Genomic DNA, 26,400 nt, shown 5'->3' on the forward strand with positions numbered 1-26,400 from the left:
TTCAACCTACGCATTACCCGGGAGTTGTCATGTTGGAAGCCTACCGCCACCACGTCGCCGAGCGCGCTGCGCTTGGCATCCCGCCGCTGCCGCTGAGCGCGCAGCAGACGGCCGATGTCATCGAACTGCTGAAGAATCCGCCGCAGGGCGAGGCCGAGTTCCTGCTCGACCTGCTGACCCACCGCGTGCCGGCCGGCGTCGATGACGCGGCCAAGGTCAAGGCCTCGTACCTGGCGGCAATCGCCCTGGGCAGCGAGCAGAACCCGCTGATCAGCCGTGAGCGCGCCACCGAACTGCTGGGCACCATGCTCGGCGGTTACAACGTTGCCCCGCTGGTACAGCTGCTGGACGACGCCAGCGTCGGCACCATCGCCGCCAACGGTCTGAAGAAGACCCTGCTGGTGTTCGATGCCTTCCATGACGTGCAGGAAAAGGCCAAGGCCGGCAATGCCAACGCCCAGTCCGTGCTGCAGAGCTGGGCCGACGCCGAGTGGTTCACCAGCAACCCGGAAGTGCCGCAGAGCCTGACTATCACCGTGTTCAAGGTGCCGGGTGAAACCAACACCGACGACCTGTCGCCGGCGCCGGACGCGACCACCCGCCCGGACATCCCGATGCACGCCCTGGCGATGCTGAAGAACAAGCGCGACGACGCGCCGTTCACCCCGGAAGAAGACGGCAAGCGCGGCCCGATCCAGCAGATCCTCGACCTGAAGGACAAGGGCCACCTGGTCGCCTACGTTGGCGACGTGGTCGGCACCGGTTCCTCGCGCAAGTCGGCCACCAACAGCGTGCTGTGGTGGACCGGCGATGACATTCCGTTCATTCCGAACAAGCGCGCCGGTGGCGTCTGCCTGGGTTCGAAGATCGCCCCGATCTTCTACAACACCATGGAAGATGCCGGTGCACTGCCGATCGAGCTGGACGTGTCGAAGATGGAGCACGGCGATGTCGTCGAGCTGCGTCCGTACGAAGGCAAGGCGCTGAAGAACGGTGAAGTGATCGCCGAGTTCCAGGTCAAGTCCGAAGTGCTGTTCGACGAAGTGCGCGCCGGTGGCCGCATTCCGCTGATCATCGGCCGTGGCCTGACCGGCAAGGCGCGTGAAGCGCTGGGCCTGGCCCCGACCGATCTGTTCCGCCTGCCGGTGCAGCCGGTCGATACCGGCAAGGGCTTCTCGCTGGCGCAGAAGATGGTCGGCCGCGCCTGTGGCCTGCCGGAAGGCCAGGGCATGCGCCCGGGCACCTACTGCGAACCGAAGATGACCTCGGTCGGCTCGCAGGACACCACCGGCCCGATGACCCGTGACGAGCTGAAGGACCTGGCCTGCCTGGGCTTCTCGGCCGACCTGGTGATGCAGTCGTTCTGCCATACCGCCGCTTACCCGAAGCCGGTGGACGTGAAGACCCACCACACCCTGCCGGAGTTCATCTCCACCCGTGGCGGCGTCTCGCTGCGTCCGGGCGACGGCGTGATCCACAGCTGGCTCAACCGCATGCTGCTGCCGGACACCGTTGGTACCGGTGGTGACTCGCACACCCGTTTCCCGGTGGGCATTTCGTTCCCGGCCGGTTCGGGCCTGGTCGCCTTCGCCGCTGCCACCGGCGTGATGCCGCTGGACATGCCGGAATCGGTGCTGGTGCGCTTCAAGGGCAAGATGCAGCCGGGCGTGACCCTGCGTGACCTGGTCAACGCGATCCCGCTGTACGCGATCAAGTCGGGCCTGCTGACCGTGGCCAAGGCTGGCAAGAAGAACATCTTCTCCGGCCGCATCCTGGAAATCGAAGGCCTGCCGGAACTGAAGGTCGAGCAGGCGTTCGAACTGTCCGACGCCTCGGCCGAGCGTTCGGCGGCCGGTTGCTCGGTGCGCCTGAACAAGGAACCGATCATCGAGTACCTGACCAGCAACATCACCCTGCTGAAGTGGATGATTGCCGAGGGTTACCAGGATCCGCGTTCGTTGCAGCGCCGTATCGAGAAGATGGAAGCGTGGCTGGCCAACCCGGAGCTGCTGGAGCCGGATGCCGACGCCGAGTACGCCGCGGTCATCGAGATCGACCTGGCCGACATCCACGAGCCGATCGTGGCCTGCCCGAACGACCCGGACGACGTGAAGACCCTGTCCGAAGTGGCCGGCGCCAAGATCGACGAAGTGTTCATCGGTTCGTGCATGACCAACATCGGTCATTTCCGTGCAGCTGCGAAACTGCTGGAAGGCAAGCGCGACCTGCCGACCCGCCTGTGGGTGGCCCCGCCGACCAAGATGGATGCTTCGGAGCTGACCAAGGAAGGCGTGTACGGCACCTTCGGCGCCACCGGTGCACGCATGGAAATGCCGGGCTGCTCGCTGTGCATGGGCAACCAGGCGCAGATCCGCGAAGGCTCCACCGCGATGTCGACCTCGACCCGCAACTTCCCGAACCGCCTGGGCCGCAACACCAACGTGTACCTGGGTTCGGCGGAACTGGCCGCGATCTGCTCGCGTCTGGGCCGCATCCCGACCAAGGAAGAGTACATGGCCGATGTGGGCGTGATCGCCGCCAGCGGCGCGGAGATCTACCGCTACATGAACTTCGACCAGATCGAGGAATACCAGGACGTGGCCAAGACGGTCGCTGCCTGATGCGGTAGTGCCGGCCGCTGGCCGGTAGCCCGTTGAAACGAAGAACCCCCGGTGAAAACCGGGGGTTCTTTGTGTGTGCCGGGCCAGGTGGCCTAGCCCATGCGCATCGCTGTCCGGGTCTGCTCCTGGGTCTGCTCCTGGGCGTGGTCCTGCTGGGCAACCTGCTGTACCTGCGACATCTGTTCGATCTTGGCGAGCGACTGCTCCACGGGCGTGCTGATTGCCTCGCTGATCGCGACCGACGCCCGCAGGTGTGCCGGATTGTCGAGCGCTCCCTGCACAACGAACATGCGAGGGCCCGAGCCGTCGCTGGGTGGATTGCCCAGGACCACATGATCGATGCGTTCCAGGCCGCTGCTCTTGGCCGCCGCCAGCAGGCTGGCCGTCATCCGCTCGCTGGTTTCATCGAAGCTGCGCCCGTGCCTGGCATCCACAGCGGATACACCGGCGCGAATCTGCCGGTAGAGAGGTTGGTCTGGGTGGCCTTCCTTCCTGGGATCCAGGCCCGCCTTGTCCAAGGTGGATTCGATGCTCTCCTGCAATGGGTTCCTGGGGGAGAAGCCGGGATTGCCGAGGGAGGGCGAGCCCTGGTCGATTGCATCCTGGATCAGTTGCTCCCCAGGCTTGAGCGCATTGCGGGCCTGCTGCGCGACTTCAGCTTCGTGGCGGGCATGCGCACCAGCTTCCTCGGTGCCGCGCAGGTAATTGACCCCGTCGCGCAGCAGACCCGGTCCACCGCCGACAAGCACGGTCGCCGCCGCGCGCAGCTGATGAACATCACTGCGGTAGTCGGCAATCCGGCGCAGGTCTTCAGGATCCGTGACCAGGGCCTGGGGGTTGTCCAGTACAGACTGCACCGGACCCTTGTCGGTCATGCGATCAAGGAAATGAACCAATCGATGGGAGTCACCCAATTGGACCGCCACGGCGGCGGACATGACATGGCCGCTCTTCATCCCAAGCGTTCCGAGCGAGGCGATGCGCTGGCCGTGCTCGGCGTTGCGCAGAACCTCCAGTTCCCTGGGCAGCGCATACATCTCGACCTTGCCGTAATGAGGGCCGCCCGCACTGACCAGGTCGCCTGCCATCACATGGTTGGTGAAGGGCGCCGCATTGGCCGGCTGGCCTTCAGGGAGGCGATACGCCAGCCCCGCGGCACCGTAAGGATTGAAGGCGTCGCCGGGGAGGTTGTAGTGATGGGCGGTGATCTGCGCGAGGGCACCTCCCAGGGAGTGGCCGGTGACGTGTACCGGACCATACCCATTTTCATCAGCCAGCTTGATGGCCTGCTTGGTCAGGGCGAGGGCATCACCAAGTTGTGCGTTGACCCTGGCGGTGACCATCGCCGCATCGATGCCGCCGTCAATCAGAGGCTGGCGATCAAACTCGGTACCGCGATGGGTGACGATTACTTCTTTGGATTCGAGATTATGGTAAACGACGCCTTGGTAGCCGGTGGCGGAGTTTAGGCTGGCCAATACACGATATTCCGTCCCGGCAATGGTAACAATGGCTTTGGGCTCAGGGAGCGGATCCTTGTAGACATGATCTGAGAGGGCTGCATTTGCTCCAGGATTCATTGGGCTGTTCCTTCAGTCCGCGTGGAGATTTCGATTGGGAAGTAATTCTTTCGCTTATCTGGAGACATCTTCTCGTACCAAGTCGAAGGCTCGGTAGCCGTCCACTCTGGCGATCCCCCTGAAGTCATGGGGCGTAAGGCGCGATGTACGTAGGTAGTAGAGAGTTTCTCGGTTTCAAGCTTTGTGAATGAAGTCCATGCGGTTGCTTGGATAGGGCGATCATCGATGATGAAGGCGAATGAAGCTTCCACGAGCACGGGTGTCCAAGTGCACGGGCCGCGACCGTAATAGTCGGCAACTTCCATGCCGTCGTTGAATACAAGACTGCTGAATTCAGTAGCATTGAGGCGTTGTGCCTGAAGCTCAACCTTGTGCTGATTTGGCTCGTACTGCACCCCCTCCCAATTGTTGACCGGAGGGAGACAGAGTGGGTCTATCTCGTACGTGACGAAGATCTTGGGAACTGGAATTTCCACGGGTGCATCGTGGACCCGAATCACAATCGGCAGCGCATCCTTGGGTGCAGGATTCTCGCGGTAGACCGGATATGAGCGTTCCTTGTTGCAGCCTGGAATGGCCAATGTGATCAATGCGATCAACGCAACATGAGCAAAGCTGGGGGCGGATTTCAGCATGAGCGGTCCAGGTCGCTGATCAAGGTTTTGCGGGGTGCGGCGACACCATGAAGGGCACCTCGGGGTAAATGCGAGAGATTGCGCATTTCATGCTGGCTGCGTCCCGATGCTCCTTCCTTGCGATCAGGTGGCACGAGGCTTTGCGACGTATCGTTCATCGGCGTTCCGTTGCGCTGAGATATCTGACTATACGACCCGCTGCAGCTGTGCTCCAAGGCCTCAGTCCGAGGAGCTTGTGCCGTTACCCGGTGGGACGTCCGGTGGGACGCCCGGTGGGACGCCGCCAAGCGTTCAGCCGCTTGCTAGCAGGCGACGTGCAGCGACTGCCGCAACCATGCATCCAGCTGCACGCTGGTGAAGGCGGGATTCTCCAGTGTCGAGATATGCCCCGCGCCCGGTATCGACTGCATGCGACAACCGATTACCCTGGCCATCTGCTGCGCTTCGCTCAGGGGGCGTGGCAGATCCTGTTCGCCGCTCAGGATCAGCGTTGTTTCCGGGTCCAGATCTTTCAATGCCGACAAACGATCCGGGCGGCCGAAGATCAGGCGGCCCAGCGGCACCACCGCATTCAGCAGGCGCTTGCGGGGCCAGGACAGCAGTCGTTGCCGGAACATCACCCGGATCGGATCGTCGGTGGCGATGCCCGGGCGGAAGAACAGCGGCACGATCTGTTCCGCCATGGCTTCGGGGATGCAGCCCAGCTGTTCGATCATGTCGAGCATGCCGAAGTAGCGTTGCCGCGACGCTTCCGGTTCCGCACCGAGATAGGTGTCCATCAGGATCAGCGAACCGACCTGATCGGGACGTTGCAGCGCCAGTTCCGCCGCCCACATGCCGCCCACCGAGAGCCCGGCCACCGCGTACTGCCCGATACCCAGCGCATCCAGCAGGCGGCCTACTTCATGGGCGAGGCACGCCGGGGTAGTGAAGGCGGCTGACAGTGGCAGATCGTTGTCGTGTCCGGGCAGCTCTGGAACGATCAGGCGGTAGCGCCGCGACAGCAGCTGGATCTGCGGCGCCCACATATCGCGGCCCCAGAGATAGCTGCCGCCGAGGACAAGCGGAAAGCCAGTGCCGATATCGTGATGGGTGAGAAGAGGCAATGAGAGGCTCCGTGGAAGGGAGCCTTACGCTGCAGGGGCAGGGGAAGCACGTCCAATGTGGCGGATCGACCAGGATCCGCCCGCGGGCGCAAACGAGGTGATTACGTCACACATGTGCGTAAGCAGCACTAGTGAAATGCCAGTGTCCGACGGTATCGCCAGATCGAACGGGTTGAATGCGACGTCTGGTCGGTGTGTGTGGCCTGATGCTGAGCCGAGCATGGGTTATGCCGGGCGTCCTTGCCCGGCCCCCTGCGGGCCGTCGCAAGCGACGTTGGCAACGGCTCCTGCCGTTGCCTTCGGCTCTACAGCCATTCCATCAGCCACGGGCAAGCGAGAGCAACCGCTCGGCAATCCGCTCCAGCGGCACCTGCTCTTCGGCAGCGCCGAGCTTGAAGGCCGCACCGGGCATGCCCCACACCACGCTGGTGGCCTCGTCCTGCACCAGCGTCGGGGCGCCGGCCTGGCGCATCTCCAGCAGGCCACGGGCGCCGTCATCGCCCATGCCGGTGAGGATGGCGCCGATGGCGTTGCCGCCGGCGTTCTGCGCGACCGAGCGGAACAGCACATCCACCGCAGGCTTGTGCCGGTTCACTGCCGGGCCGTCGTCGACCCGGCAACGCCAGCGCGCACCATCGCGGATGATGCGCAGGTGCTTGCCACCCGGCGGCAGGTAGGCGTGGCCTGGCAGCACGGCCTCGCCGTCGCTGGCCTCGCGCACGGCCATCGCCGAGTGCCGGTCCAGGCGTTCGGCGAAGGCGCTGCTGAAGCTGGCCGGCAGGTGCTGGGTCATCACCACGGCGGGCGCGTCGGCCGGCATGCCTTCCAGCACCACACGCAGCGCTTCGGTGCCACCGGCCGACGAGCCGATCGCGATCAGGCGGTCGGTGGTGCGGAACTGCGGCGTGGCGGCACGCATCGCCGGGGCGGCGTCCAGTGTCAGTTTGGGCAGGGCCGTGCGCACCAGCGGGCGCACACGCGAACGCGCGGCCATCTTCACTTTGGCGATGATCTCGTCGGCGTAGCCCTGCAGGCCACGCGCCACGTCCAGTTTCGGCTTGGAGACGAAGTCCACCGCGCCCAGCGCCAGCGCCTGCAGGGTGGTGTCGGCGCCACGTTCGGTCAACGAGGAGATCATCACCACCGGCAGCGGGTGCAGGCGCATCAGGTTTTCCAGGAACGCCAGGCCGTCCATGCGCGGCATTTCCACGTCCAGGGTGATCACGTCGGGGGCCAGGCGCTTGATCTTCTCGCGTGCCAGCAGCGGGTCGGCGGCGGTGCCGACCACGTCGATGGACGGATCGCTGGACAGGATCTCGGTGAGCATCTGGCGCACGACGGCGGAGTCGTCGACGATCAGGACCCGGCAGGGGGCGTTGCCGGTCAGGGTCATTCGAACAGCTCCACGCCGCCGGTGACCGGGGCCTTGGACAGGCGTGCACGCACGGCCGATTCGGTCGCGGCCACTTCGGCTTCGTGTGCGTGCGGCAGGCGCTGCACCACCACGCGGCCGGTATCGGCGAAGAACCAGATCTTGCGCGGATGGATGCCGCACAGGTCCTCGGCGATGATCGGAATGTGCTCGGCCTGCAGGTACTGGCGCACGAACTCGGCGTTGCGGGTGCCGACCGGATTGCTGGTGAACCCCTTGAGCACGTTGGCGCCGCCGAACACCTTGGCCTCGATGCGCTTGCGGTGCGCGCCGCGCTTGAGCATGTCGTTGATCAGCAGTTCCATCGCGTAGCTGCCGTAGCGCGCGGGTGCGCCATCGCCGGCGTTGCCTTCGGGCAGCAGGAAGTGGTTCATGCCGCCGATCTTCAGCACCGGGTCGCGCAGGCAGGCGGCCACGCAGGAGCCGAGTGTAGTGGTCAGCGCGGTGGTGTCGTCGACCACCAGGTACTGGGTCGGCAGCAGCTTGGCCGCAATGGTCTTGAAGCGCGCGTCCTGGTAACGCATCACATCATCGGTACGCAGCGATGCGTTCATGCGCCTGCCTTTGCCGCACGGCGGTACAGGGTGCGTCCGCAGGGCTGGATCAGGTCGGCGGCGTGCAGGTAGTTCTCCGAGTGGCCGGTGTAGAGCAGGCCATCGTCGGACAGGTGCTGCACCAGCCGGCCCAGGATCGCGCGCTGGGTCGGCTTGTCGAAGTAGATCATCACGTTGCGGCAGAACAGCGCATCGAACGGGCCACCGACGTCGTAGCGCGGCGCGAGCAGGTTCAGTGGACGGAACTCGATCAGATCGTGCAGCGCCGGCAGCACGCGGCACTGGCCCTCGTTGGGGCCGCTGCCGCGCTGGAAGTAGCGGCGGCGCAGGTCCGGGTCGAGGCTCGCAACGCGATCGATGTTGTAGACGCCACGGCCGGCGGTGGCCAGCACCTGGGTGTCGACGTCGGTGGCGATGATGCGTACGGGCGGCTTCATTGTGCCGAAGGCCTCGCAGGCGGTGATCGCCATCGAATAGGGTTCTTCGCCGGTGGAGGCGGCGCAGGACCACAGCAGCAGCGGCGCACGGCTGGCGCGCTGCTGCAGTTCTTCGCGCAGCTTGTCGAAGTGGTGCGGTTCGCGGAAGAACGAGGTCAGGTTGGTGGTCAGGGCGTTGGTGAACGCCTGCCACTCGTCACCGTCTTCCTGCTCCAGATGGTCCAGATACTGCTGGAAGCTGCGCATGCCCAGCGTGCGCAGGCGGCGCGACAGGCGGCCATAGACCATGTCGCGCTTGGCCGGGGCAAGGGCAATGCCCACGCGCTGGTAGATCAGGTCGCAGACGCGGCGGAAATCACGGTCGGCGAACTCGAATTCGCGCGGGCCGGTGACGATGGGAGTAGGACTTTGCACGGGGGACGTGTCCATCGGCAGAGGCGGCGGCCGAAGCCGCCGCGGGTGGGTCTCAGAATTCCTGCCAGTCGCTGTCGCTGGCGACGAAGGTGCTGGCGTTGCTGCTGCGACGCAGGGGTGCCGGCGTGGCCTGCGGACGCGGCGCAACCGCTGCGGTGGTGGCTGGCTCGACACGCGCGGCCACTGCCTTCATCGCGGCGGAGACCTGGTTGTCCAGGCGGAAGATCGCCACGGCGTCGGCCAGCTGGCCAGCTTGTTCTTCCATCGCACGTGCGGCGGCGGTGGCTTCTTCCACCAGCGCAGCATTCTGCTGGGTGGTTTCGTCCATCTGCACCACGGTCTGGTTGACCTGCTCGATGCCGGCCGACTGCTCCTGCGAGGCCGCGGAGATCTCGGCCATGATGTCGGTCACGCGCTGCACCGAGGCGACGATCTCGGCCATGGTGCTGCCGGCCTGGTGGACCAGGCTGGAGCCCTCGGCGACCTTGCCGACCGAGTCATCGATCAGGCCCTTGATCTCCTTGGCGGCGGCGGCCGAGCGCTGGGCGAGGGTGCGCACTTCGCTGGCGACCACGGCAAAGCCACGGCCCTGTTCGCCGGCACGTGCGGCTTCCACTGCGGCGTTCAGCGCCAGGATGTTGGTCTGGAAGGCGATGCCATCGATGACGCTGATGATCTCGGCGATCTTCTTCGACGAGGCTTCGATGGCCGACATGGTGTTGACCACCTGGCCGACCACGCTGCCACCCTGCGAGGCCACACCCTGCGCGCCGATGGCGAGCTGGTTGGCCTGGCGGGCATGCTCGGCGTTCTGGCGCACGGTGGAGGTCAGCTCCTCCATCGAGGCCGCGGTTTCTTCCAGATTGGCAGCCTGCTGCTCGGTACGGCGCGACAGGTCGCTGTTGCCCGACGCGATCTCACCAGCGGCGAGGGTGATGCTGGACGTGCTGGCCTGGATCTGGCCGACGATCTGGGTCAGCTGGGTGACGGTGGTGTTGGCATCGTCACGCATGCGCGCGAACACGCCCTGGTAATCGCCATGCATGCGTGCGGTCAGGTCGCCTTCGGCGATGGCCGACAGCAGCTGTGAGAGCTTGCCGAGGTTGTCATCGCTGACCGCCATCATCGCGTTGAGGTTTTCCAGCATCAGGCGGAAATCGTGGTCGAAGCGCTGCGCGTCGCCACGACGGCTGAAGTCGCCGGCGGCGGCGGAACTGGCCAACTGCTTGATCTCGGCGTTGATGCGGCCAAGGTTGGCCTTGACCGTATCGACGGTGGTGGTCATCACCGCCTTCTCGCCCGGGTAGCGTGCGATGTCACGGCTGAGGTCGCCGACCGCGTACTGCTGCACCACCTCCAGTACATCGTGCAGGGTCTGCACATGGCCGCCGACCAGGGCGTTGGTTTCCTGCACCATCAGCCCGTACTCGCCGGGGAAGGCGCTGGCATCGATGCGGTAGCTCAGCTCGCCACCGTCGTGGCGGCGGGCCATTTCGCGCTGGCCGCCGATCACCGCGTGCAGCTGCTGCTGCATGCCGGCCATCGCCTCCAGCAGGCGGCCGGTTTCATCATGCGGCTGCGGGCCGATATGGCTGTCGAGCTTGCCGGCGGCGATGCCTTCGGCGACGGCAGTGGCCTGTTTCAGCGGCACGGCGATGCGATTGCCGATGACCCAGCTCAGGGCCAGTACGATCAGCACAAGCACGCCGCCGGAGAGGGCCATGATGGCGGTGAACACCAGCGCCTGCTTCTGAACGTCATCCATGTAGACGCCGCTGCTGATCACCCAGTTCCAGGGTGCGAACAGGCTGGCGTAGGCCACCTTCTCGACGTCGCCCTTGCTGCCCGGCTTGGCCCAGCGGTAGTTGACGAAGCCGCCGCCTGCCTTGGCCGCCTCGACCTGGTCGTAGTAGATCCGTACGCCGTCGTCGGTGCGGAAGTCCTTCATGTCCTTGCCGACCAGGTCCTTGCGGAACGGGTGCATCAACAGGCGATAGCCGGTGTCGTAGACGTTGTAGTAATAGGTGTCGTTCTCGGCGCGCATCACTTCCAGCGCCTGCAGGGCAGCGGTCTTGGCAGCCTCCTCGCTGAGCTCGCCGGTGCCGGCCAGGCGATGGTAGTGCTGGAGGATGCCATCGCTCAGTTCGACCTGGGTCTTCAGCGCGGTCTTGCGGGTCTCGGTCAGGTCCAGGTACTGCATGCGGGCGGCGATCACCGACAGCGCGATCACGCCGAGCGCGATGAGCAGCGTCAGCAGGTTGAGCTTGCGCCGGACGGAGAGGTTGCTGAAGTAGTGTTGCCAGCGATGCAGAAGATTCATCGAGCAGGACCAGGTTGAAGCAGGCGGGCGGCGCCGAGCCGGTCGCGGCGTGATACGCCGTGACAACCCCGTTATCGGCCGCGGGGGCGGGGGGTTGAGGCGCAGTGTCCGAACGTATTCAGGTTTCCTTGCAGCGGCGGCTGCGGCGCTGCCTGCGGCAGGCTTTTGAAGCGACGGCAACAGCAACAGCAACGGCGGTTGGTCGGCTCTGAATTTTCAGTGGGTGGCTGGGTCGGGGTGGGCAGGCAGGACACGCCGTGAACCCATCCATGGGGGCTCGATGGCGCCATCCATGGCGCCAACGGTCCTGCCTGCCCACCCCGACCCGGCCCGCCAGGGCTTCACTTCGGCGGACGGCAAGAGCGTTGGGTTTCCAATTGGAAAGAGAGGTCAGATCCGTTTTCCTGCGGAAAACGGATCTGACCCCGGAAGCGACCAGGCTCTTTGCTCTTTGCTCTTCTTTCTTCAATCCGGGGTGGACGCGCACGGAAAGTGTCCGTGGCCGGGAGGGTGGGTTGCGCAGGGGCGTAAGCGCCATGGATGGCGCGCCCGAGCCTTATCTGATCGGAATCTGGCAGCGTAGGCGTCGAGAGCCGGCGTGGGCCGCCGTGCGAGCCTAGATCTCGACGATCCGTAACCAGGATCGCGACGATCGCCATGTAGCTTGGCGCCCACGCCGGAATCTCCCTTGATCCGCCCGAACAGTTGCTGGAGCGACCACTCGAAGCGATAAGACTGGGCAAGCGGGGGAGCTCTCGACCCTTCCAGACTATACGGAGTCAGGTGATGAACGGGATCGGGATTGATGTCAGCAAGCGTCAGCTGGATATCGGTACGACGGACGGAGAAACCCTGCAGGTCGGCAACAACCGCTCCGGGTTTTCTGAACTGGATGTTTGGCTGAAGAAGCGTCCGACCAGCCAGATCGTGCTTGAAGCCACAGGTGGCTATGAGCAGCCTGTGCTGGATTTCCTGCACAAGGCCGGTCATCCGGTGGTCCGTGCCAATGCCTTGCGCGCCCGGAAACTGGCTCAGGGTCTGGGTCAGATTGCCAAAACCGACCGTTTGGATGCCTACGCGTTGGCGCAGATGGCCGCCCTGGTGAAGCTGCCTCCCTATCAGCCGCTGCAGTCTTGGCAGCAGAAGATGCGGGAGTTCGTTCGGGCACGTCGGCAGGCGATGGACGCCCTGACCATCGCGCGGCAGCAGCAGGAAATGGTGCTTGATCGTGAACTGCGCCGACTACTGCAAGGCAACATCACCCGCCTACAAACGTTGGTTGAGCGTCTGGGCAAGCAGATCGTCGAGCAGGTTGGTCAGCAGCCTCAACTGAAGATGCTGAAGTCGATGAAGGGCGTAGGGCCTGTGCTGCAGGCAGTTCTAGCCAGCTATCTGCCAGAGCTTGGCAGGATCACTGGCAAGCGCATCGCCAGCCTGGTCGGGGTAGCCCCGATGTCCCACGACAGCGGCACGATGAGAGGAAAACGAAGCATCCACGGTGGAAGAGCCGAAATCCGGCAAGTGCTCTACATGGCGGCAATGTCGGCCATGCGGCATGAACCTCGGCTGCGCGATTTTTACCAGTCGCTACGAGCCCGCGGCAAGGAAGGCAAGGTGGCCATCGTGGCAGTGATGCGGAAGATGCTGGTCATCCTCAACGCCCGTGTGCGCGACGCTGAAAGCGGGCTAGTCCCCGCCTGAGGCGAGCCAGGGCGAAAGACCAAAGGCTGCCGGCCAGCGGCCGGCACTACCGTGCCCGTTTACCTGACGGGCCTGAGACTCTCCAGCAACACAGTTGCTACAAGGACGTATTCACGGCGTCCCCTGCGCAATCCACCCTCCCGGCCAAATCTCAGCAGCCCAGCTTTTCGACCGACCACCCCGAGGGGCTCCGCCGTTGGCTGATATCCAGATACCCCCGTAAACGAAAACGCCCCAGCGCAGGGCCAGGGCGTTCCCGTACATCACGTCAGGCAGGAATCAGAACTCCTGCCAGTCTCCGTCAGCCAGTTCGGTGGCCATCGGACGGCCGCCTGCAGTGCGTCGGGCCGGTGGGGCGACCGGAGCCGGTGCGACCGGTGCGGCGGCACGTGGTGCCGGCGCTGCGACTGCCTTGCGCGGAGCGGCCACGACCTCGGCTTCGTCGACCACGAAGATCGACACGGCCTCGCTGAGGTGCCCAGCCTGCTCTTCCATTGCACGTGCGGCGGCGGTGGCTTCTTCCACAAGCGCGGCGTTCTGCTGGGTGGTTTCGTCCATCTGCACCACGGTCTGGTTGACCTGTTCGATGCCGGCACTCTGTTCCTGCGAAGCCGCGGAGATCTCGGCCATGATGTCGGTCACGCGTTGCACCGAGGCGACGATCTCGCCCATGGTGGCGCCGGCCTTGTGCACCAGCGCCGAGCCGTCGTTGACCTTGCCGACCGAGTCGTCGATCAGGCCCTTGATTTCCTTGGCGGCGGCGGCCGAGCGCTGGGCGAGGGTACGCACCTCGCTGGCGACCACGGCAAAGCCACGACCCTGTTCGCCGGCACGTGCGGCTTCCACAGCGGCATTCAGCGCCAGGATGTTGGTCTGGAACGCGATGCCGTCGATGACCGAGATGATCTCGGCGATTTTCTTCGACGAGGCCTGGATGGCCGACATCGTGGTGACCACCTGGCCGACCACGTCGCCGCCCTGCGAGGCCACGCCATGTGCGCCGATGGCCAGCTGGTTGGCCTGGCGGGCATGCTCGGCGTTCTGGCGAACGGTCGAGGTCAGCTCCTCCATCGAGGCGGCGGTTTCTTCCAGGTTGGCGGCCTGCTGCTCGGTGCGGCGCGACAGGTCGCTGTTGCCCGAGGCGATTTCGCCGGCGGCCGAGCTGATCGCACGGCTGGACTGCTTGATACGGGTGACGATCTCGCTCAGCTGCGCGGCGGTGGCGTTGGCATCATCGCGCATGCGGGCGAACACGCCCTGGTAATCGCCGTGCATGCGCACGGTCAGATCACCCTGCGACAGCGCAGCGAGCAGGCCGGAGATCTGTTCGATGCTGCCGGCGTTGGCGTCGAGCAGGCCGTTGATCTGCTGGGCCAGCTGCAGGAAGAAGCCTTCCTTGTCGCTGGCGTCGATGCGGCCGGACAGGTCGCCGGCGGCAGCCTGGGCGATCACGCGCGCCACTTCGGCCTCGACCTGCGCTTCCTGGGTGCGGTCGCGCCATTCCACCACGTAGCCAACAGTGTCGCCGCCTTCGTTGCGGATGGTCGACACCACCTGGGCGAACTGGGCATCGCCGTACTGCATCGGACGACGGGCCACGCCGTGCGCCTTCAGGTTGCCGAGCAGGGTCTGGTCCATCTCGCCACGGTGCTCGAGCACGGTGACCGGCTTGCCGACCAGCGAGGCCTGCGCATCGAAGTCCGGCAGGTCGCGGCGAACCTCGTCCTGGTACTGGGTCAGGGTCTGCTGCAGGGCGCGATTGCTGTAGACGATGGTGTTGCTGGTGTCGGTCAGGTACACGCCGGTCGAGCTGTAGTCCAGCGCGGTGCGGATGCGCAGGTTCTCGCGGGCGATGGCCTGGTCGGTTTCGGTGCGCTCGCGCAGGTCGCGCTGCATGCGCTGCATGGCCTGCATCAGCTCACCGACTTCGTCCTTGCGGCTGACATCGATATGGCCATCAAGCTTGCCACCGGCCACATCGTTGGCAACCGAGACGGCGCCACGCACGCTGCCGACCAGGGCGCGTGCGAACAGCCAGACCAGCACCAGGCCGAGCGCGGCACCGCCCAGCAGGGCGATCACGGTCAGCACGGCCGAGGCGGCGTAGGTGGATTCGGCCTCTTCGCGCGAAGCGCGGGCGAGGCGATTGTCTTCGGCAATCAGGGCTTCCAGTGCGGCCCCGGCCTTGCGGTGCTTGGCGCGGGTCTCACCGACGAAGGTGTCGATCGCATCGTCGGGCAGGTCCAGCTCCAGCATCTCGGTGACGCTGTCGTAGGAGGCCAGTGCCTCCTTCCATTCCTTGGCGAAGGTATCGAACAGCTTCTTCTGCTGCGGATTGTCGACCAGCGCCGGATAGCCCTTGATCGACTTGTCCATGCTTTCGCGCAGTTCAGTGGACTGCTTGCGGGCGTCTGCCTTGACGTCGTCGCTTGCGCGGATCAACTGCTGGTAGGCGGCGTTGCGGTACTCACCGAGCATGCCGCGCATCTCGCCGGCCATGCGGATGCTCTCCATGCGTGAACCGGCCAACTCGGTGGTGACGTTGTTCAGCGAGTGCAGGCCACGGTAGGCGACGATGCCCTGCAGCAGCATCACCAGCAGGAGAACGCCGAAGGTCAGCATCAGCTTCGGCATCAGTTTCAGGTTGTTGATCCACGGCATGGGCGTTGCGATCTCCTAAGGCAGACGCGTCCGGGCGTCGGGCCCGGTTGCAGCAGCGACCACGCCGGTCCAAGGGCCGGCGTGGTCGGATGGACAGCGGATTACTTGATGTTGGCCAGCTTCAGGCCAGCCGGCGAGCTGACTTCGATTTCGGCGCGCGAGGCGTCGCGCTGGATCTTGCCGATGACGCACACGGTCTTGCCTTCCAGCGTTTCCAGCGGGAAGGAGAACTTGCCGCGGTTCTCGCCGGCGATGCGGGCCGAGAAGGTGTGGCGCGGGAAGGCGCCGCCCATGTACAGGAAGGTCGGCTGGCCTTCGGAACCTTCCGCGTAGCGAGCCTTCTCGACCTTGCCACAGACCATGCCGTCCTTGCCGACCGAGCGCGGTGCCAGTTCCGGCGGGATCATGTCGGCCGCCTGGGCGAAAGCGGAGGACGCAGTGGTGGCCAGGACAGCGGCCGAAACGAACGCAAGCAGGGACTTCATCGAGGTGTATCTCCGGGGATGGTGATGGTCGTTCCGGTCCTGCGCGCTCCTGCGCGGCCGGCTTCTGTCCCCCTATCGGCACTGCCGGGGGGAACTGAAGGGTTTTGTGACCAGAACGTGAAGCAGGTCCGCTGGCTCAGGCGGCGGCGTCTTCGACGAGGCTGGCCTGGCCCATGTCCGCACTGTCGAGCAGGGTCTCGATGTCCAGCAGGATCAGCATGCGGTCGTCCTGGGTGCCGATGCCGGAAATGAAGCGGGTATCGACGGCAGCGCCGAATTCCGGAGTCGGGCGGATCTGCTCGGCCGACAGCGGGATCACGTCGGAGACGCTGTCCACGACGATGCCGACCACGCGGTCGTCGACATTCAGCACGATCATCACGGTGAAGGCGTCGTAGCGGGCATTGTCCAGGCGCAGCTTCAGGCGCAGATCGATGACGGGCACGATGGTGCCGCGCAGGTTGATCACACCCTTGATGTAGTCCGGTGCATCCGGCACGCGGGTGACCGCGTCGTAGCCGCGGATTTCCTGCACCTTGAGGATGTCCACGCCGTAGTGCTCGGCGCCGAGGGTGAAGCTGAGGAATTCGCCACCGGCGCTGGCGGTGGTGCTGGTCTTGTCGTTCATCGAGGGGTCCTGGTTCTGCCGGAAGTCCCGGTGTCAGGCTCGATATCGGCCCCTCGTCGGGGGACTTTAGGTGTGGCGCCGGGGCATCCACGCATGGTGTGGATGGTTCGGTAGCGCCGGGCCATGCCCGGCGGTGCGTGGGCGACCCGCCGGGCATGGCCCGGCGCTACCGTACCTGGCTTCCCCCTACAGCTCGCCGTTGCGACGCGCCTTGCGCTGGCGGTCGATGCGGAAGATGTAGCGCTGGATGGCACTGTCGCCGCCACGCGGCAGGATGTCGAAGCGCATGCCCACGCGCTTGATCTCGATGCCATTGGGTTGGCGCTGTGGCAGCAGGTTGCAGACAACCAGCTCGATCTCCAGGTCCGGGCCGTCGGGCAGCGACAGCACGGCCGGGTAGCGCTTCTGCAGGCTGAACACCGCGCAGTCGGTGGGCACCACCACGGCCAGGCCGCCGCCACTGATATCAACCACCCGCATCGACAGTGCCTCGCTACGGTCTTCGGCGGCCGGCAGCTGCAGCTGCGGCGAGTCGGTGACCGGGGTCTCCAGCCGGTACAGTTCACGCCGCTGCAGGTGCACCAGCTCGTCTGGCAGCGGGGCGCGGAAGGCGACGTGACCATCGTTGTCCACGCGCTGCAGTTCCTGCAGCCGGAAGCGCACCAGCACGCGTTCAAGCTGGGCGAAGCACAGCAGATGGTCGGCCTGCTCGGCGGCGCGGTTGGACGCTTCCTGGGGGCTGCCATCGAGGAGGAGGTAGTCTTCGTCCTCGTCGAGCTCAAGCAGCGCAGTCGGGAACGAACGGTCGCGGCCGTCGATATGTGCGTTGATCAGCGAACGCTGGTCGATCAGCGAACGCAGCAGCTGCCGCAGCTGGCGCGGGTTGCGGACCAGGAAGCGTTCGTCAGCGGCGTCGGCCGCGTGGACATCGTGCACTGCAGTGTCGTTGCCGTCGGACATGGAATCTACGGTCAGGGGCGGGCGCCAGCACGCGTTGGCGCATGGCTCGATGGGGATATCGGCCACTGTGCTGGATTATGAAGTGAGAATTGCATCACTTTCCATAAGGGGTCGGATCCCTTCCCCTCGGGAAGGGATCCGACCCCGCTACCTCAGAACTCCTGCCAGTCGCCCTCTGCGGCCAGCGCCGGCTGTGCCACCGACGCACGCAATGCGCGCTTGGCAGCCGGCGCAGCGGTCGCCACCTGGCGCGGAACCGGTGCCGCGGCCAGGCGCGTCGGCGCGGCCGTCGTACCCTGTGAGGCCAGGCGGAAGCGAGCTACTGCTTCGCCCAGCTGCACGGCCTGGTCTTCCATCGCGCGTGCGGCGGCGGTGGCTTCCTCTACCAGTGCGGCGTTCTGCTGGGTGGTCTCGTCCATCTGCACCACAGTCTGGTTGACCTGCTCGATGCCAGCGCTCTGTTCCTGCGAGGCAGCGGAGATCTCGGCCATGATGTCGGTCACGCGCTGCACCGAGGCGACGATCTCGCCCATGGTGCTGCCGGCCTGGTGCACGAGGCTGGAGCCTTCGGCGACCTTGCCGACCGAGTCATCGATCAGGCCCTTGATCTCCTTGGCGGCGGCGGCCGAGCGCTGGGCGAGGGTGCGCACCTCGCTGGCGACCACGGCGAAGCCGCGGCCCTGTTCGCCGGCACGTGCGGCTTCCACCGCGGCGTTCAGCGCCAGGATGTTGGTCTGGAACGAAATGCCGTCGATGACCGAGATGATCTCGGCGATCTTCTTCGAGGAGGCTTCGATGGCCGACATGGTGGTCACCACCTGGCCGACCACGTCGCCGCCCTGCGAGGCCACGCCGTGCGCACCGATCGCCAGCTGGTTGGCCTGGCGGGCATGCTCGGCGTTCTGGCGCACGGTCGAGGTCAGCTCCTCCATCGAGGCGGCGGTTTCTTCCAGGTTGGCTGCCTGCTGTTCGGTGCGGCGCGACAGGTCGCTGTTGCCCGACGCGATCTCGCCGGCGGCCAGGGTGATGCTGGAGGCACTGGCCTGGATCTGGCCGACGATCTGGGTCAGCTGCGCGACAGTGGTGTTGGCGTCGTCACGCATGCGTGCGAACACGCCATTGAACTGTCCATCCATGCGGGCGGTCAGGTCGCCGGCAGCGATCGACTGCAGCAGCTGCGACAACTGGCCCAGATTGCCGTCGGCCACCTGCATCATGGTGTTCAGCTGCTCGATCATGACCTTGAAATCATGCTGGAAACGCTGTGCATCGCCGCGCTGGCTGAAGTCGCCGGCCGCCGCTGCGGCGGCCAGCTGCTGGATCTGGGTGTTGATCGCCAGCAGGCTGGCCTTGGCGGCATCCATCGACTCGTGCAGGATCGCGCGGCTGCCCGGCAGGCGGCGTGCGTCCGGCGCAAGGTTGCCGATGGCGTACTGGTTGAGCACGTCGATGGCATCGCGGATCGCATCAAGGTGTTCGAAGATCACCGTGTTGATGCCGCCGGCCAGCTGGCCATACACGCCCGGGAAGTCCTCCGGGATGCGGTGGCTGATATCCGGGCCAGCATGCATCTGCGCCATCAGCTGGGTCTGTTCGGAGAAGCGGCGCAGCATCGCGGTCATCTCGGCCGTGGCGGCCAGCATGCGGCCAGCCTCGTCCTTGCCGGTGCTCTGGGTGGTGACGCTGAGGTCGCCACGTGCGACGGCCTGGATGGCGTTCACCGCCTTGCCGAGCGGACCGACCACGGCGCGCGAGATGACCACCGCCAGGGTTGCGGCGACCACAACCAGCAATACGACGGCGGCAATGATCGCCAGCATGCTGTTGCGGTGGGTGGCATTGGCGTTGTCGATCTTGCCCTGCATCAGCGAGCTGCTGTACGCGCCCAGTGCCTTGAGGTCTTCAAAGGCCTTGCGGCGCAGCGGACGCGACTGGTCGTCGGAGATCTGCCGTGCGACGACGCCATCGCCGGCGGTAGCCGCTTCGCGCAGCTTGGCGTTGGCTGCGAAGTAGCCATCGATGTCGGTCTGCACGGCGCGGTAGAGCTCGCGCTCCTTGGCGCCGGCTGGCAGTTTCGCGTACGCGGCCAGCTGTTCGCGAACGACGGCGGCGGTGTCGTCCATGCGCTTGTTGTAGTCGGCCACTTTCTCGGGCTGGTCCAGCATGCTCAGCTGGGCGAGCTCATAGGTGCGGAACTCACCCAGCTGCGAGCGCACTTCGCCGAGGTACTGCACGGACGGAATATCGTTGGAGGCCATGGCGCTCAGCTGCGCGTTGGCCTCGGACAGGCGGACCAGGGCGAAGGCGCCCAGTACGACGGTCATCAAGGTGGTGAGGGTGAACCCCACGGCCAGCTTGCGGGCGATGGGCAGATCTTGGAACCACTTCATGCAGGGTGCTCCAGGTGGGCAGGATGCCGGCGTCGTTGCGTCGGCTGGGGGTGGTTGCAGAGCGAACGGTGGTGCCCGGTGGGGTTCGGTGACGGCCGTCAAGCGAGATAGCGGCGTGCTGCGGGCGGACTTTATGGACCCAGATCACATTCGGTTGCGTAGGGATGACGGCGCGAAAGCGCTGCAATGGCGGGGCTTGCGCTTCGGCGGCGTGGTTGCGAACGAAACCAGTGCGGCGACGGAGTTCACGGAATGGATTCGGGAGCGGATTGGGGTCAGATCCCTTTTCAAAGAGAAGGGATCTGACCCCAGCTACGCATGACCGGAGCGCACGCAAACAAAAACCGCCGCCCCGGAGGGCGGCGGTTCAGTGCACGCTTGCTGTGTGGATCAGGCGGCCTGCGGCATCCGCAGCGAGCGCACCAGGCCGCCGATGTCGACGATCAGGGCCACGCGGCCATCGCCGAGGATGGTGGCACCGGACACCCCGCCGATGCGGCGATAGTTGTTCTCGATGTTCTTCACCACCACCTGCTGCTGGCCGACCAGCTCGTCGACTTCCAGTGCGATCTTCTGGCCATCGCCTTCGACCACCACCACCAACGATTCGCTGCCGGGAGCGCGGTTGCCGTAGCCGTAGTACTCGCTCAGCGACAGGATCGGCAGGTATTCGCCACGCACGCGCAGCACACGGCCTTCGCCGGCCATGCTGCGGATGTCCTCGGGCTGCGGCTGCAGTGCCTCCAGCACGTACGCCAGCGGCAGGATCAGGGTTTCGCCGGCCACCGCCACGGTCATGCCATCAAGGATGGCCAGTGTCAGCGGCAGGCGGATCAGTGTGCGAGTACCGGTACCGAGGCCGCTTTCGATCTGCACTTCGCCACCCAGCGCCTGGATGTTGCGACGGACCACATCCATGCCGACGCCGCGGCCGGACAGGTCGGTGACCGCGTCTGCAGTTGAGAAGCCGGGCTGGAAGATCAGGTCCCAGACCTGCGAATCGGTCGGGTTGTCCGGTACGGCCAGGGCGCGCTCGCTGGCCTTGGCGAGGATCTTGGCACGGTCCAGGCCGCGGCCGTCGTCGCTGACTTCGATGACGATGTGGCCGCCTTGGTGCGATGCCGCCAAGGTGATCGTGCCGGTCTCGTCCTTGCCCGCATCACGTCGCACGTCCGGCATTTCCAGGCCGTGGTCGATCGAGTTGCGCACCAGGTGGACCAGCGGATCGGCGATCTTCTCGATCAGGCCCTTGTCCAGCTCGGTGCCTTCGCCGACGGTGCGCAGGCGGACCTGCTTGCCGAGGCGGCCGGAGAGGTCGCGGACCAGGCGCGGGAAGCGGCGGAACACTGCATCGACCGGCAGCATGCGCACGCCGATCACCGCTTCCTGCAGGTCGCGGGTGTTGCGTTCAAGCTGGTCCAGGCCGGCGAACAGGCTCTCGGCGTGGACCGGGTCCAGTGCGTGCGAGACCTGCTTGAGCATGGCCTGGGTGATGACCAGTTCGCCGACCAGGTTGATCAGCGCATCGACCTTGTCGACGCTGACGCGGATCGAGGTTTCCGCTTCCTGGCTGCCACCACCGCTGGCGGCAGGAGTGGTGGCTGCGGCCGGTGCAGCAACAGCTGTGGAAGGGGCAGCAGCGGATGCAGCCGGGGCCTGCGTGGCGAGGCTCGGCGGCGCGGCCGGACGGATGTCCAGCTCGCAGTCGTCCAGTACCCAGGCGAAGGTGTCTTCAATCTTGCTGCGCGGCACCTTGCCAACAAGTCCCAGGTCCCACGCCAGATGGGCCTCGAGCGGGTCGAGCTGGGCGAAGCCGGGCAGGCGTTCCATGCGCGCAGCCACCTGCAGCGAACCGAGGTGTTCCAGTTCGCGGATGATGCGCAGTGGATCGTTGCCGCTCATGAACAGCGACGGCGCCGGGGTGAAGCCGATCTGCCAGGCTTCCGGCGTGTCGTCCACCTTGGTAACCGGGGCGGCCGGTGCGCTTGATGCCGCCTGGCCGGATAGTACCGCTTCCAGGCGCGCCTTCACCGCGACGACGGCGGCTGGGTCGGCGGCCTGGCCGTGCTCGGCTTCGCGCAGCAGGGCGCGCAGCACATCCACCGAAGACAGCATGGCGTCGACAGCGTGGCCTTCCAGTGCCCGCTTGCCTGCACGCAGCTCATCGAGCAGCGTTTCCAGCACGTGGGTCAGGCCGGCGATCGCATCGAAGCCGAAGGTGCCGGCGCCGCCCTTGATCGAGTGGGCAGCGCGGAACACCGAATTGATGATCTCCGCGTCCTGCTGCCCCGATTCCAGGGCCAGCAGGCCAGCCTCCATCGCGTCGAGGCCTTCGCGGCTCTCCTCGAAGAAGGTGGCGTGGAAGCGTTGCAGGTCCATGCTCATGGAAGTTGCGATCCGGAAGCGAAGAGGGGGAGCAGTGTGGGGCGATCAGCCCAGCACTTTCTGCACGGTGGCGACGAGCTGTTCGGGGTTGAACGGCTTGACCAGCCAGCCGGTGGCACCGGCGGCCTTGCCTTCGGACTTCTTGTCGGCAGCCGATTCGGTGGTCAGCATCAGCAGCGGGGTGAACTTGTAGTCCGGCAGCTGGCGCAGTTCGCGGATCAGCGCGATGCCGTCCATGTTCGGCATGTTGACGTCGGTGACCACCGCATTGAAGCGCTGGCCCTTTGCGCGACCGAGCGCGACCGCGCCGTCTTCGGCTTCTTCGACGGCAAAACCGGCCGAGGTGAGGGCGAAGGAAACCATCTGGCGCATCGACGCCGAATCGTCCACCACCAAGATACGTGCGCTCATGCAGCGTTCTCCACAGATTTCAGGTTGTCATGGGTTACGTCCAGGCCCAGGGCCTGGGTGACGCCCAGCAGGCGTGCGGCGTCACGGAAGGTTGCGGTGCAACCGTGGAAGCCGGTGCCAAGGCCTGCCTCGCGGCGGGCCTGCACGAACGCACACAGCACCTGCACGGCGGCCGTGTGGATGCGGGTGACCTGGCTCGCATCCAGGGTCAGCTCGCCTGCCTCTGCCACCAGTGGCGAAAGGCGGTTCTTGAGCTCGGTGCTGCTCTCGATGCCGAGATCCTCACCCAGTTCGACAATGCTCATGCTTGCTCCGGACAAACGGTTCCGTGATCCATAACGGCACCCCAGCGGGGTTCTTTAGAGGAATCGGCGCGGGGCGTCGATGCGGTCGCTGTTGAAAAGGGGACGGAGGGGATTAAGTCGCAACTGGCTCGGCGCTTTGCGCCGATGCGGTGCCTGTCGGGGACGCAAGGAGTTGATCCGTTGGATCAACACCTTACGTCCCCACTGCGTGGTCGCCGTTGCCGAGGGTGGCTGCGGGAGAGCCTGGTCGATTGCGACTTAATCCCCTCCGTCCCCTTTTTCCGCTCAGCTCAACAGCTGTGTGGCATCGAGCAGGATCATCGGCCGCTGGCTGACCCGGGCCACGCCGCGGAACAGATCATTGGAAATCTGGCAGATGCGCGCCGTATCAGGCGGCTCGATCTGCGAATCGGTGAGGTTGGCGACGTCTTCCACGGCCGACACGCGCAGGCCGAGGGTCTCGCCGTTTTCCTCCAGCACCACGATGCGGGTCTGGGCGTCGTCCTCGGCAGCGGTGGCGCCCAGGTGCAGGCCCAGGTCCATCACCGGCACCACCTGGCCACGCAGGTTCATGATGCCGAGCATGGCCGGAGCGGTGCCGCGCAACGGCAGCAATGGTACCGGCAGGACCACCTCCTGCACCTTCAGCAGTTCCAGTGCATAGGCCTGGGCACCACAACGCAGGCGCAGCCAGCGCGAGGTGCGCTCGCCGGCGCGGCGGTTCTGCGGATGCGGGCTGCTGGCCGGGCGGTTCGCCTGCGCCTGCAGTTCCTGCCAGGTGCCAGGTCGGTTGCCGCTGGGTGCGTCCACGGCCACGCGCGGCGGCGGTGCTGCCGCAGCCGGTGCAGCGGTGGGGCGTGGTGCGGGCGCCAGTGCTGCAACCGCGGCGGGCGGCGGCGTGGGGACGTCTTCGCCACCGGCGGCGGCCTCGAATGCGGCCTGCAGGCCGGGGCTGTCGGTGTGGGCGAGACGATGGCTGTCGGCCGGATCGGTCTCGTAGATCACCTCATCCGGCAGATCGTCCCAGGTTGGCTCCGGGGCGGACGTTGCAGTGGCTGGGGTCGGCGCAGGAGCGGTCTCGTGGATCACCTCGTCCGGCAGGTCATCCCAGGTCGGTTCGCGTTCCGGTGCCGTTGTGCTCGCCGGGCGTGGCCCGGCGCTACCCGGTGCAGAGGCGGCCTCGAAGGTGGCTTCCAGCGCTGCATCGTCCACGGCGGGGGTAGCGGCGACGGTTTCGGTCTCGTAGATCACCTCGGCCGGCAGGTCGTCCCAGGTGGGCTCGCGTTCCGGTTCCGCTGCGCTCGCCGGGCGTGGCCCGGCGCTGCCCGGTGCAGATGCGGCCTCGAAGGCGGCTTCCAGCGCGGCGTCGTCCACGGCAGGCGCAGCGGCGACGGTTTCGGTTTCGTAGATCACTTCGGCCGGCAGGTCATCCCAGGTCGGCTCGCGTTCCGGTGCCGCTGTGCTCGCCGGGTGTGGCCCGGCGCTACCCAGCGGCGGCACGGCGGGTGATGCCACCGCGATCGCCTCGCCCAGCAGCTCGTCCAGATAGTCGTCCAGTACGCCGGTGCTGTTCATGCGGCCTGCTCCAGGGCGCGGGCATCCTCGCCGAGGATCCAGTTCAGGGCGCGACGGTACGCAGCCAGGCCGCGGCCCGGGTAGTCCTCGCCGACGCTCGGCAGGGTCAGGCCGGCGGCATTGCTGATGCGCGTATCGATCGGAATCGCGTCTTCCCATACACGCGCGCCATGACGGTCCTGCATGGTGCGCAGCGACTCGTTGCCGGCGCGGGTGCGGCGATCGAACAGGGTCGGCAGGATCGAGATCGGCAACGGGCGGCGGCGCGAACGTTCGACCATCTCGCCGGTGCGGACCATGCCGTCCAGTCCATGCAGCGCCAGCGGTTCGGCCTGGGTCGGAATGATCAGGCGGTCGGCCGCGGCCAGTGCGTTGATCATCAGCAGCCCGAGGGTCGGCGCGCAGTCCAGCAGGATGTAGTCGTGCTGTCCCTGATGGCGGGCAAGCGCGTTCTGCAGGGCCAGGCCGAGGCCGGGCTGGTTGGCGCTCCGGCGCTCCAGCGTGGCCAGCGCCGACTGCGCACAGACGTAGTCCAGGCCATGGATGCTGCTGGCGTGGCACAAGCTGGACAGGTCGGCCGGAGGCGCACCGAACAGTTCCAGCACGCCGGCCGGCGGTGGATCCACCGGTACGCCGAAGGCGCGGCTGAGCGAGGCATGCGGATCGAGGTCGATCAGCAGCACGCGGTGGCCCATTGCAGCCAGGCCACGGCCGAGGGCGAGGGTGGTAGTGGTCTTGCCGACTCCGCCCTTCTGGTTGGCGACTGCCCAGATGCGCATCGGTTTACTCCTTCATTGCCGGGGGAACGGCGGCGCCGACACGGCTGCCAGCCGGCACCGGCGGCAACTTCACCGGTGCGATGGGGGAGGTGGGGGCGGTAGCCGGAGTTGCGGCGGCTTGTTCGGTGCCGGTGCTGTTGGCAGCGCCGGTTGCGGCGTTCAGGCGCTGGCCCAGCGGATCGACCGCGTGGGTGGTATCGGCCAGGATGATGACCATCACCCGCCGGTTGCGGTTGCGGCCCTGCGCGCTGTCGTTCTCTTCGCGCGGGCGGAACTGGCCGTAGCCGACCATCGCCAGCCGTGACGGCTGCACGCCCTGGTCGGCGAACAGGTGCACCACGCTGGCTGCGCGTCCGGCCGACAGTTCCCAGTTGGACGGGAAGGTGGCGGTGGCGATTGGCACGTTGTCGGTGTGGCCTTCCACGCGCACGCTGTTGGGCACGTCGCGCAGCACCTCGGCCAGGCTGGCCAGGGTCTGCCGCGCGTGCACGTCCAGCGCGGCCGAGCCGGTCGGGAAGAGGATGTCGCTGTTGATCTCCACTTCGATCCACAGCTCGGTGCGGCGCACGCTGATCATGCCGCGGTCGATCAGCGGTGCCAGCGCGGCGGTCAGGCGGTCGGCGATGCTGCTGAGCTGGCGCTCGGCGCGCGCGATCTGTTCCTGGTTGTGCACCGATACCGGCATGCGCATCTGCGAAGCCATCGATGGCAGCAGCGTCGGATCGTGCGACGGCGCTGGTGCCGATGGGCCGACCTTGGTGCCGGACTTGATCACCGACGGGCTGTCCCAGCCGCCGCCCTGCACCTGCTTGTTGCCGACCTGCACCGGATTGATGGTGCGCGGTGCGCCACCGAAGGCATCGGTGAGCGCGTCGGCCATGATCCGGTACTTGCCCTCGTTGACCGAGGAGATCGCGTACATGACCACGAAGAAGGCGAGCAGCAGCGTCATCAGGTCGGCATAGGGGATCGCCCATGCTTCATGGTTGGCGTGCTCTTCGTGGTGCTTGCGGCGGGCCAT

The 26,400-nt window shown here is 66.1% G+C and carries 22 protein-coding genes; 3 read left to right on the forward strand and 19 right to left on the reverse strand.

Going from position 1 to position 26,400, the window contains the following annotated elements; translation table 11 throughout:
• Positions 1-29 precede the first annotated feature (29 nt).
• Entirely contained in the window at positions 30-2,621 is a 2,592-nt protein-coding gene (gene acnB, locus AC3ITW_RS10070) for a bifunctional aconitate hydratase 2/2-methylisocitrate dehydratase (protein ID WP_100434573.1), read from the forward strand.
• 92 nt (positions 2,622-2,713) lie between these two features.
• Here acnB and AC3ITW_RS10075 read toward each other — a convergent pair whose 3' ends face one another.
• The 8 genes from AC3ITW_RS10075 to AC3ITW_RS10110 all read right to left on the reverse strand — a co-directional run bounded on the left by AC3ITW_RS10075 (position 2,714) and on the right by AC3ITW_RS10110 (position 11,099).
• On the reverse strand, positions 2,714-4,201 hold the full coding sequence (locus AC3ITW_RS10075) for an XVIPCD domain-containing protein (RefSeq protein ID WP_489390302.1): 1,488 nt from the start codon (positions 4,199-4,201) through the stop codon (positions 2,714-2,716).
• A complete protein-coding gene (locus AC3ITW_RS10080) occupies positions 4,198-4,836 on the reverse strand; it encodes a hypothetical protein (RefSeq protein WP_006365084.1) in 639 nt (212 codons plus the stop codon). Before AC3ITW_RS10080 ends, AC3ITW_RS10075 begins: the two co-directional genes overlap by 4 nt.
• Entirely contained in the window at positions 4,830-4,994 is a 165-nt protein-coding gene (locus AC3ITW_RS10085) for a hypothetical protein (RefSeq protein WP_157806617.1), read from the reverse strand. Before AC3ITW_RS10085 ends, AC3ITW_RS10080 begins: the two co-directional genes overlap by 7 nt.
• Before the next feature lie 144 nt (positions 4,995-5,138).
• Positions 5,139-5,942 carry an alpha/beta fold hydrolase gene (locus AC3ITW_RS10090; RefSeq protein ID WP_489390303.1) on the reverse strand — a complete coding sequence of 268 codons (804 nt, stop codon included), beginning with the start codon at positions 5,940-5,942 and terminating at the stop codon, positions 5,139-5,141.
• 319 nt (positions 5,943-6,261) lie between these two features.
• Positions 6,262-7,335, reverse strand: coding sequence for a protein-glutamate methylesterase/protein-glutamine glutaminase (locus AC3ITW_RS10095; protein ID WP_012510951.1), 1,074 nt, complete (start codon positions 7,333-7,335; stop codon positions 6,262-6,264).
• A complete protein-coding gene (cheD, locus tag AC3ITW_RS10100; protein ID WP_008264676.1) occupies positions 7,332-7,928 on the reverse strand; it encodes a chemoreceptor glutamine deamidase CheD in 597 nt (198 codons plus the stop codon). Before cheD ends, AC3ITW_RS10095 begins: the two co-directional genes overlap by 4 nt.
• Positions 7,925-8,794 (reverse strand): CheR family methyltransferase, encoded by an 870-nt coding sequence (locus AC3ITW_RS10105; RefSeq protein WP_100434577.1) that lies wholly within the window; start codon positions 8,792-8,794, stop codon positions 7,925-7,927. The genes cheD and AC3ITW_RS10105 overlap by 4 nt, the downstream gene beginning before the upstream one ends.
• A 37-nt stretch (positions 8,795-8,831) precedes the next feature.
• A complete protein-coding gene (locus tag AC3ITW_RS10110; RefSeq protein ID WP_489390304.1) occupies positions 8,832-11,099 on the reverse strand; it encodes a methyl-accepting chemotaxis protein in 2,268 nt (755 codons plus the stop codon).
• A 786-nt stretch (positions 11,100-11,885) separates the two neighbouring features.
• Here AC3ITW_RS10110 and AC3ITW_RS10115 point away from each other — a divergent pair.
• The gene (locus AC3ITW_RS10115) at positions 11,886-12,800 is read left to right on the forward strand and encodes an IS110 family RNA-guided transposase (protein WP_489389826.1); all 915 of its coding nucleotides are present in this window, start codon (positions 11,886-11,888) and stop codon (positions 12,798-12,800) included.
• A gap of 279 nt (positions 12,801-13,079) precedes the next feature.
• On the opposite strand, the gene AC3ITW_RS10120 is transcribed toward AC3ITW_RS10115, so the two are convergent.
• The 5 genes from AC3ITW_RS10120 to AC3ITW_RS10140 form a co-directional block, all read right to left on the reverse strand.
• On the reverse strand, positions 13,080-15,461 hold the full coding sequence (locus tag AC3ITW_RS10120; RefSeq protein WP_485618624.1) for a methyl-accepting chemotaxis protein: 2,382 nt from the start codon (positions 15,459-15,461) through the stop codon (positions 13,080-13,082).
• Between the two features lie 101 nt (positions 15,462-15,562).
• Positions 15,563-15,946: a hypothetical protein gene (locus AC3ITW_RS10125; protein WP_005409515.1), complete on the reverse strand. Its 384-nt coding sequence runs from the start codon at positions 15,944-15,946 to the stop codon at positions 15,563-15,565.
• A 136-nt stretch (positions 15,947-16,082) separates the two neighbouring features.
• Entirely contained in the window at positions 16,083-16,574 is a 492-nt protein-coding gene (locus AC3ITW_RS10130) for a chemotaxis protein CheW (protein WP_006365152.1), read from the reverse strand.
• Between the two features lie 186 nt (positions 16,575-16,760).
• Positions 16,761-17,534 carry a flagellar brake protein gene (locus AC3ITW_RS10135; protein WP_012510954.1) on the reverse strand — a complete coding sequence of 258 codons (774 nt, stop codon included), beginning with the start codon at positions 17,532-17,534 and terminating at the stop codon, positions 16,761-16,763.
• Positions 17,535-17,686: 152 nt separating this feature from the next.
• Positions 17,687-19,924 (reverse strand): methyl-accepting chemotaxis protein, encoded by a 2,238-nt coding sequence (locus AC3ITW_RS10140; protein WP_489390305.1) that lies wholly within the window; start codon positions 19,922-19,924, stop codon positions 17,687-17,689.
• Positions 19,925-20,012: 88 nt separating this feature from the next.
• Here AC3ITW_RS10140 and AC3ITW_RS10145 point away from each other — a divergent pair, with 88 nt between their 5' ends.
• Entirely contained in the window at positions 20,013-20,246 is a 234-nt protein-coding gene (locus AC3ITW_RS10145; protein ID WP_489390306.1) for a hypothetical protein, read from the forward strand.
• A gap of 68 nt (positions 20,247-20,314) precedes the next feature.
• On the opposite strand, the gene AC3ITW_RS10150 is transcribed toward AC3ITW_RS10145, so the two are convergent.
• The 6 genes from AC3ITW_RS10150 to motD form a co-directional block, all read right to left on the reverse strand.
• Positions 20,315-22,309 carry a chemotaxis protein CheA gene (locus AC3ITW_RS10150; protein ID WP_489390307.1) on the reverse strand — a complete coding sequence of 665 codons (1,995 nt, stop codon included), beginning with the start codon at positions 22,307-22,309 and terminating at the stop codon, positions 20,315-20,317.
• Positions 22,310-22,354: 45 nt separating this feature from the next.
• Positions 22,355-22,720 carry a response regulator gene (locus tag AC3ITW_RS10155; protein WP_005409521.1) on the reverse strand — a complete coding sequence of 122 codons (366 nt, stop codon included), beginning with the start codon at positions 22,718-22,720 and terminating at the stop codon, positions 22,355-22,357.
• Positions 22,717-23,025, reverse strand: coding sequence for an STAS domain-containing protein (locus AC3ITW_RS10160; RefSeq protein WP_006365253.1), 309 nt, complete (start codon positions 23,023-23,025; stop codon positions 22,717-22,719). The genes AC3ITW_RS10155 and AC3ITW_RS10160 overlap by 4 nt, the downstream gene beginning before the upstream one ends.
• A gap of 285 nt (positions 23,026-23,310) precedes the next feature.
• Positions 23,311-24,600 (reverse strand): chemotaxis protein CheW, encoded by a 1,290-nt coding sequence (locus AC3ITW_RS10165; protein ID WP_489390308.1) that lies wholly within the window; start codon positions 24,598-24,600, stop codon positions 23,311-23,313.
• Positions 24,597-25,379, reverse strand: a complete 783-nt coding sequence (locus AC3ITW_RS10170; RefSeq protein ID WP_006365313.1) for a ParA family protein — start codon at positions 25,377-25,379, stop codon at positions 24,597-24,599. Before AC3ITW_RS10170 ends, AC3ITW_RS10165 begins: the two co-directional genes overlap by 4 nt.
• A gap of 4 nt (positions 25,380-25,383) precedes the next feature.
• On the reverse strand, positions 25,384-26,400 hold the full coding sequence (gene motD, locus AC3ITW_RS10175; RefSeq protein ID WP_006365315.1) for a flagellar motor protein MotD: 1,017 nt from the start codon (positions 26,398-26,400) through the stop codon (positions 25,384-25,386).

This window comes from Stenotrophomonas sp. KH_052 (assembly GCF_057838755.1).

Coding starts and splice junctions, on each gene's coding strand:
- acnB (WP_100434573.1), top strand. CDS start 30: ATGTTGGAAGCCTACCGCCACCACGTCGCCGAGCGCGCTGCGCTTGGC.
- AC3ITW_RS10075 (WP_489390302.1), bottom strand. CDS start 4,201: ATGAATCCTGGAGCAAATGCAGCCCTCTCAGATCATGTCTACAAGGAT.
- AC3ITW_RS10080 (WP_006365084.1), bottom strand. CDS start 4,836: ATGCTGAAATCCGCCCCCAGCTTTGCTCATGTTGCGTTGATCGCATTG.
- AC3ITW_RS10085 (WP_157806617.1), bottom strand. CDS start 4,994: ATGAACGATACGTCGCAAAGCCTCGTGCCACCTGATCGCAAGGAAGGA.
- AC3ITW_RS10095 (WP_012510951.1), bottom strand. CDS start 7,335: ATGACCCTGACCGGCAACGCCCCCTGCCGGGTCCTGATCGTCGACGAC.
- cheD (WP_008264676.1), bottom strand. CDS start 7,928: ATGAACGCATCGCTGCGTACCGATGATGTGATGCGTTACCAGGACGCG.
- AC3ITW_RS10105 (WP_100434577.1), bottom strand. CDS start 8,794: ATGGACACGTCCCCCGTGCAAAGTCCTACTCCCATCGTCACCGGCCCG.
- AC3ITW_RS10110 (WP_489390304.1), bottom strand. CDS start 11,099: ATGAATCTTCTGCATCGCTGGCAACACTACTTCAGCAACCTCTCCGTC.
- AC3ITW_RS10115 (WP_489389826.1), top strand. CDS start 11,886: ATGAACGGGATCGGGATTGATGTCAGCAAGCGTCAGCTGGATATCGGT.
- AC3ITW_RS10120 (WP_485618624.1), bottom strand. CDS start 15,461: ATGCCGTGGATCAACAACCTGAAACTGATGCCGAAGCTGATGCTGACC.
- AC3ITW_RS10125 (WP_005409515.1), bottom strand. CDS start 15,946: ATGAAGTCCCTGCTTGCGTTCGTTTCGGCCGCTGTCCTGGCCACCACT.
- AC3ITW_RS10130 (WP_006365152.1), bottom strand. CDS start 16,574: ATGAACGACAAGACCAGCACCACCGCCAGCGCCGGTGGCGAATTCCTC.
- AC3ITW_RS10135 (WP_012510954.1), bottom strand. CDS start 17,534: ATGTCCGACGGCAACGACACTGCAGTGCACGATGTCCACGCGGCCGAC.
- AC3ITW_RS10140 (WP_489390305.1), bottom strand. CDS start 19,924: ATGAAGTGGTTCCAAGATCTGCCCATCGCCCGCAAGCTGGCCGTGGGG.
- AC3ITW_RS10150 (WP_489390307.1), bottom strand. CDS start 22,309: ATGAGCATGGACCTGCAACGCTTCCACGCCACCTTCTTCGAGGAGAGC.
- AC3ITW_RS10155 (WP_005409521.1), bottom strand. CDS start 22,720: ATGAGCGCACGTATCTTGGTGGTGGACGATTCGGCGTCGATGCGCCAG.
- AC3ITW_RS10160 (WP_006365253.1), bottom strand. CDS start 23,025: ATGAGCATTGTCGAACTGGGTGAGGATCTCGGCATCGAGAGCAGCACC.
- AC3ITW_RS10165 (WP_489390308.1), bottom strand. CDS start 24,600: ATGAACAGCACCGGCGTACTGGACGACTATCTGGACGAGCTGCTGGGC.
- AC3ITW_RS10170 (WP_006365313.1), bottom strand. CDS start 25,379: ATGCGCATCTGGGCAGTCGCCAACCAGAAGGGCGGAGTCGGCAAGACC.
- motD (WP_006365315.1), bottom strand. CDS start 26,400: ATGGCCCGCCGCAAGCACCACGAAGAGCACGCCAACCATGAAGCATGG.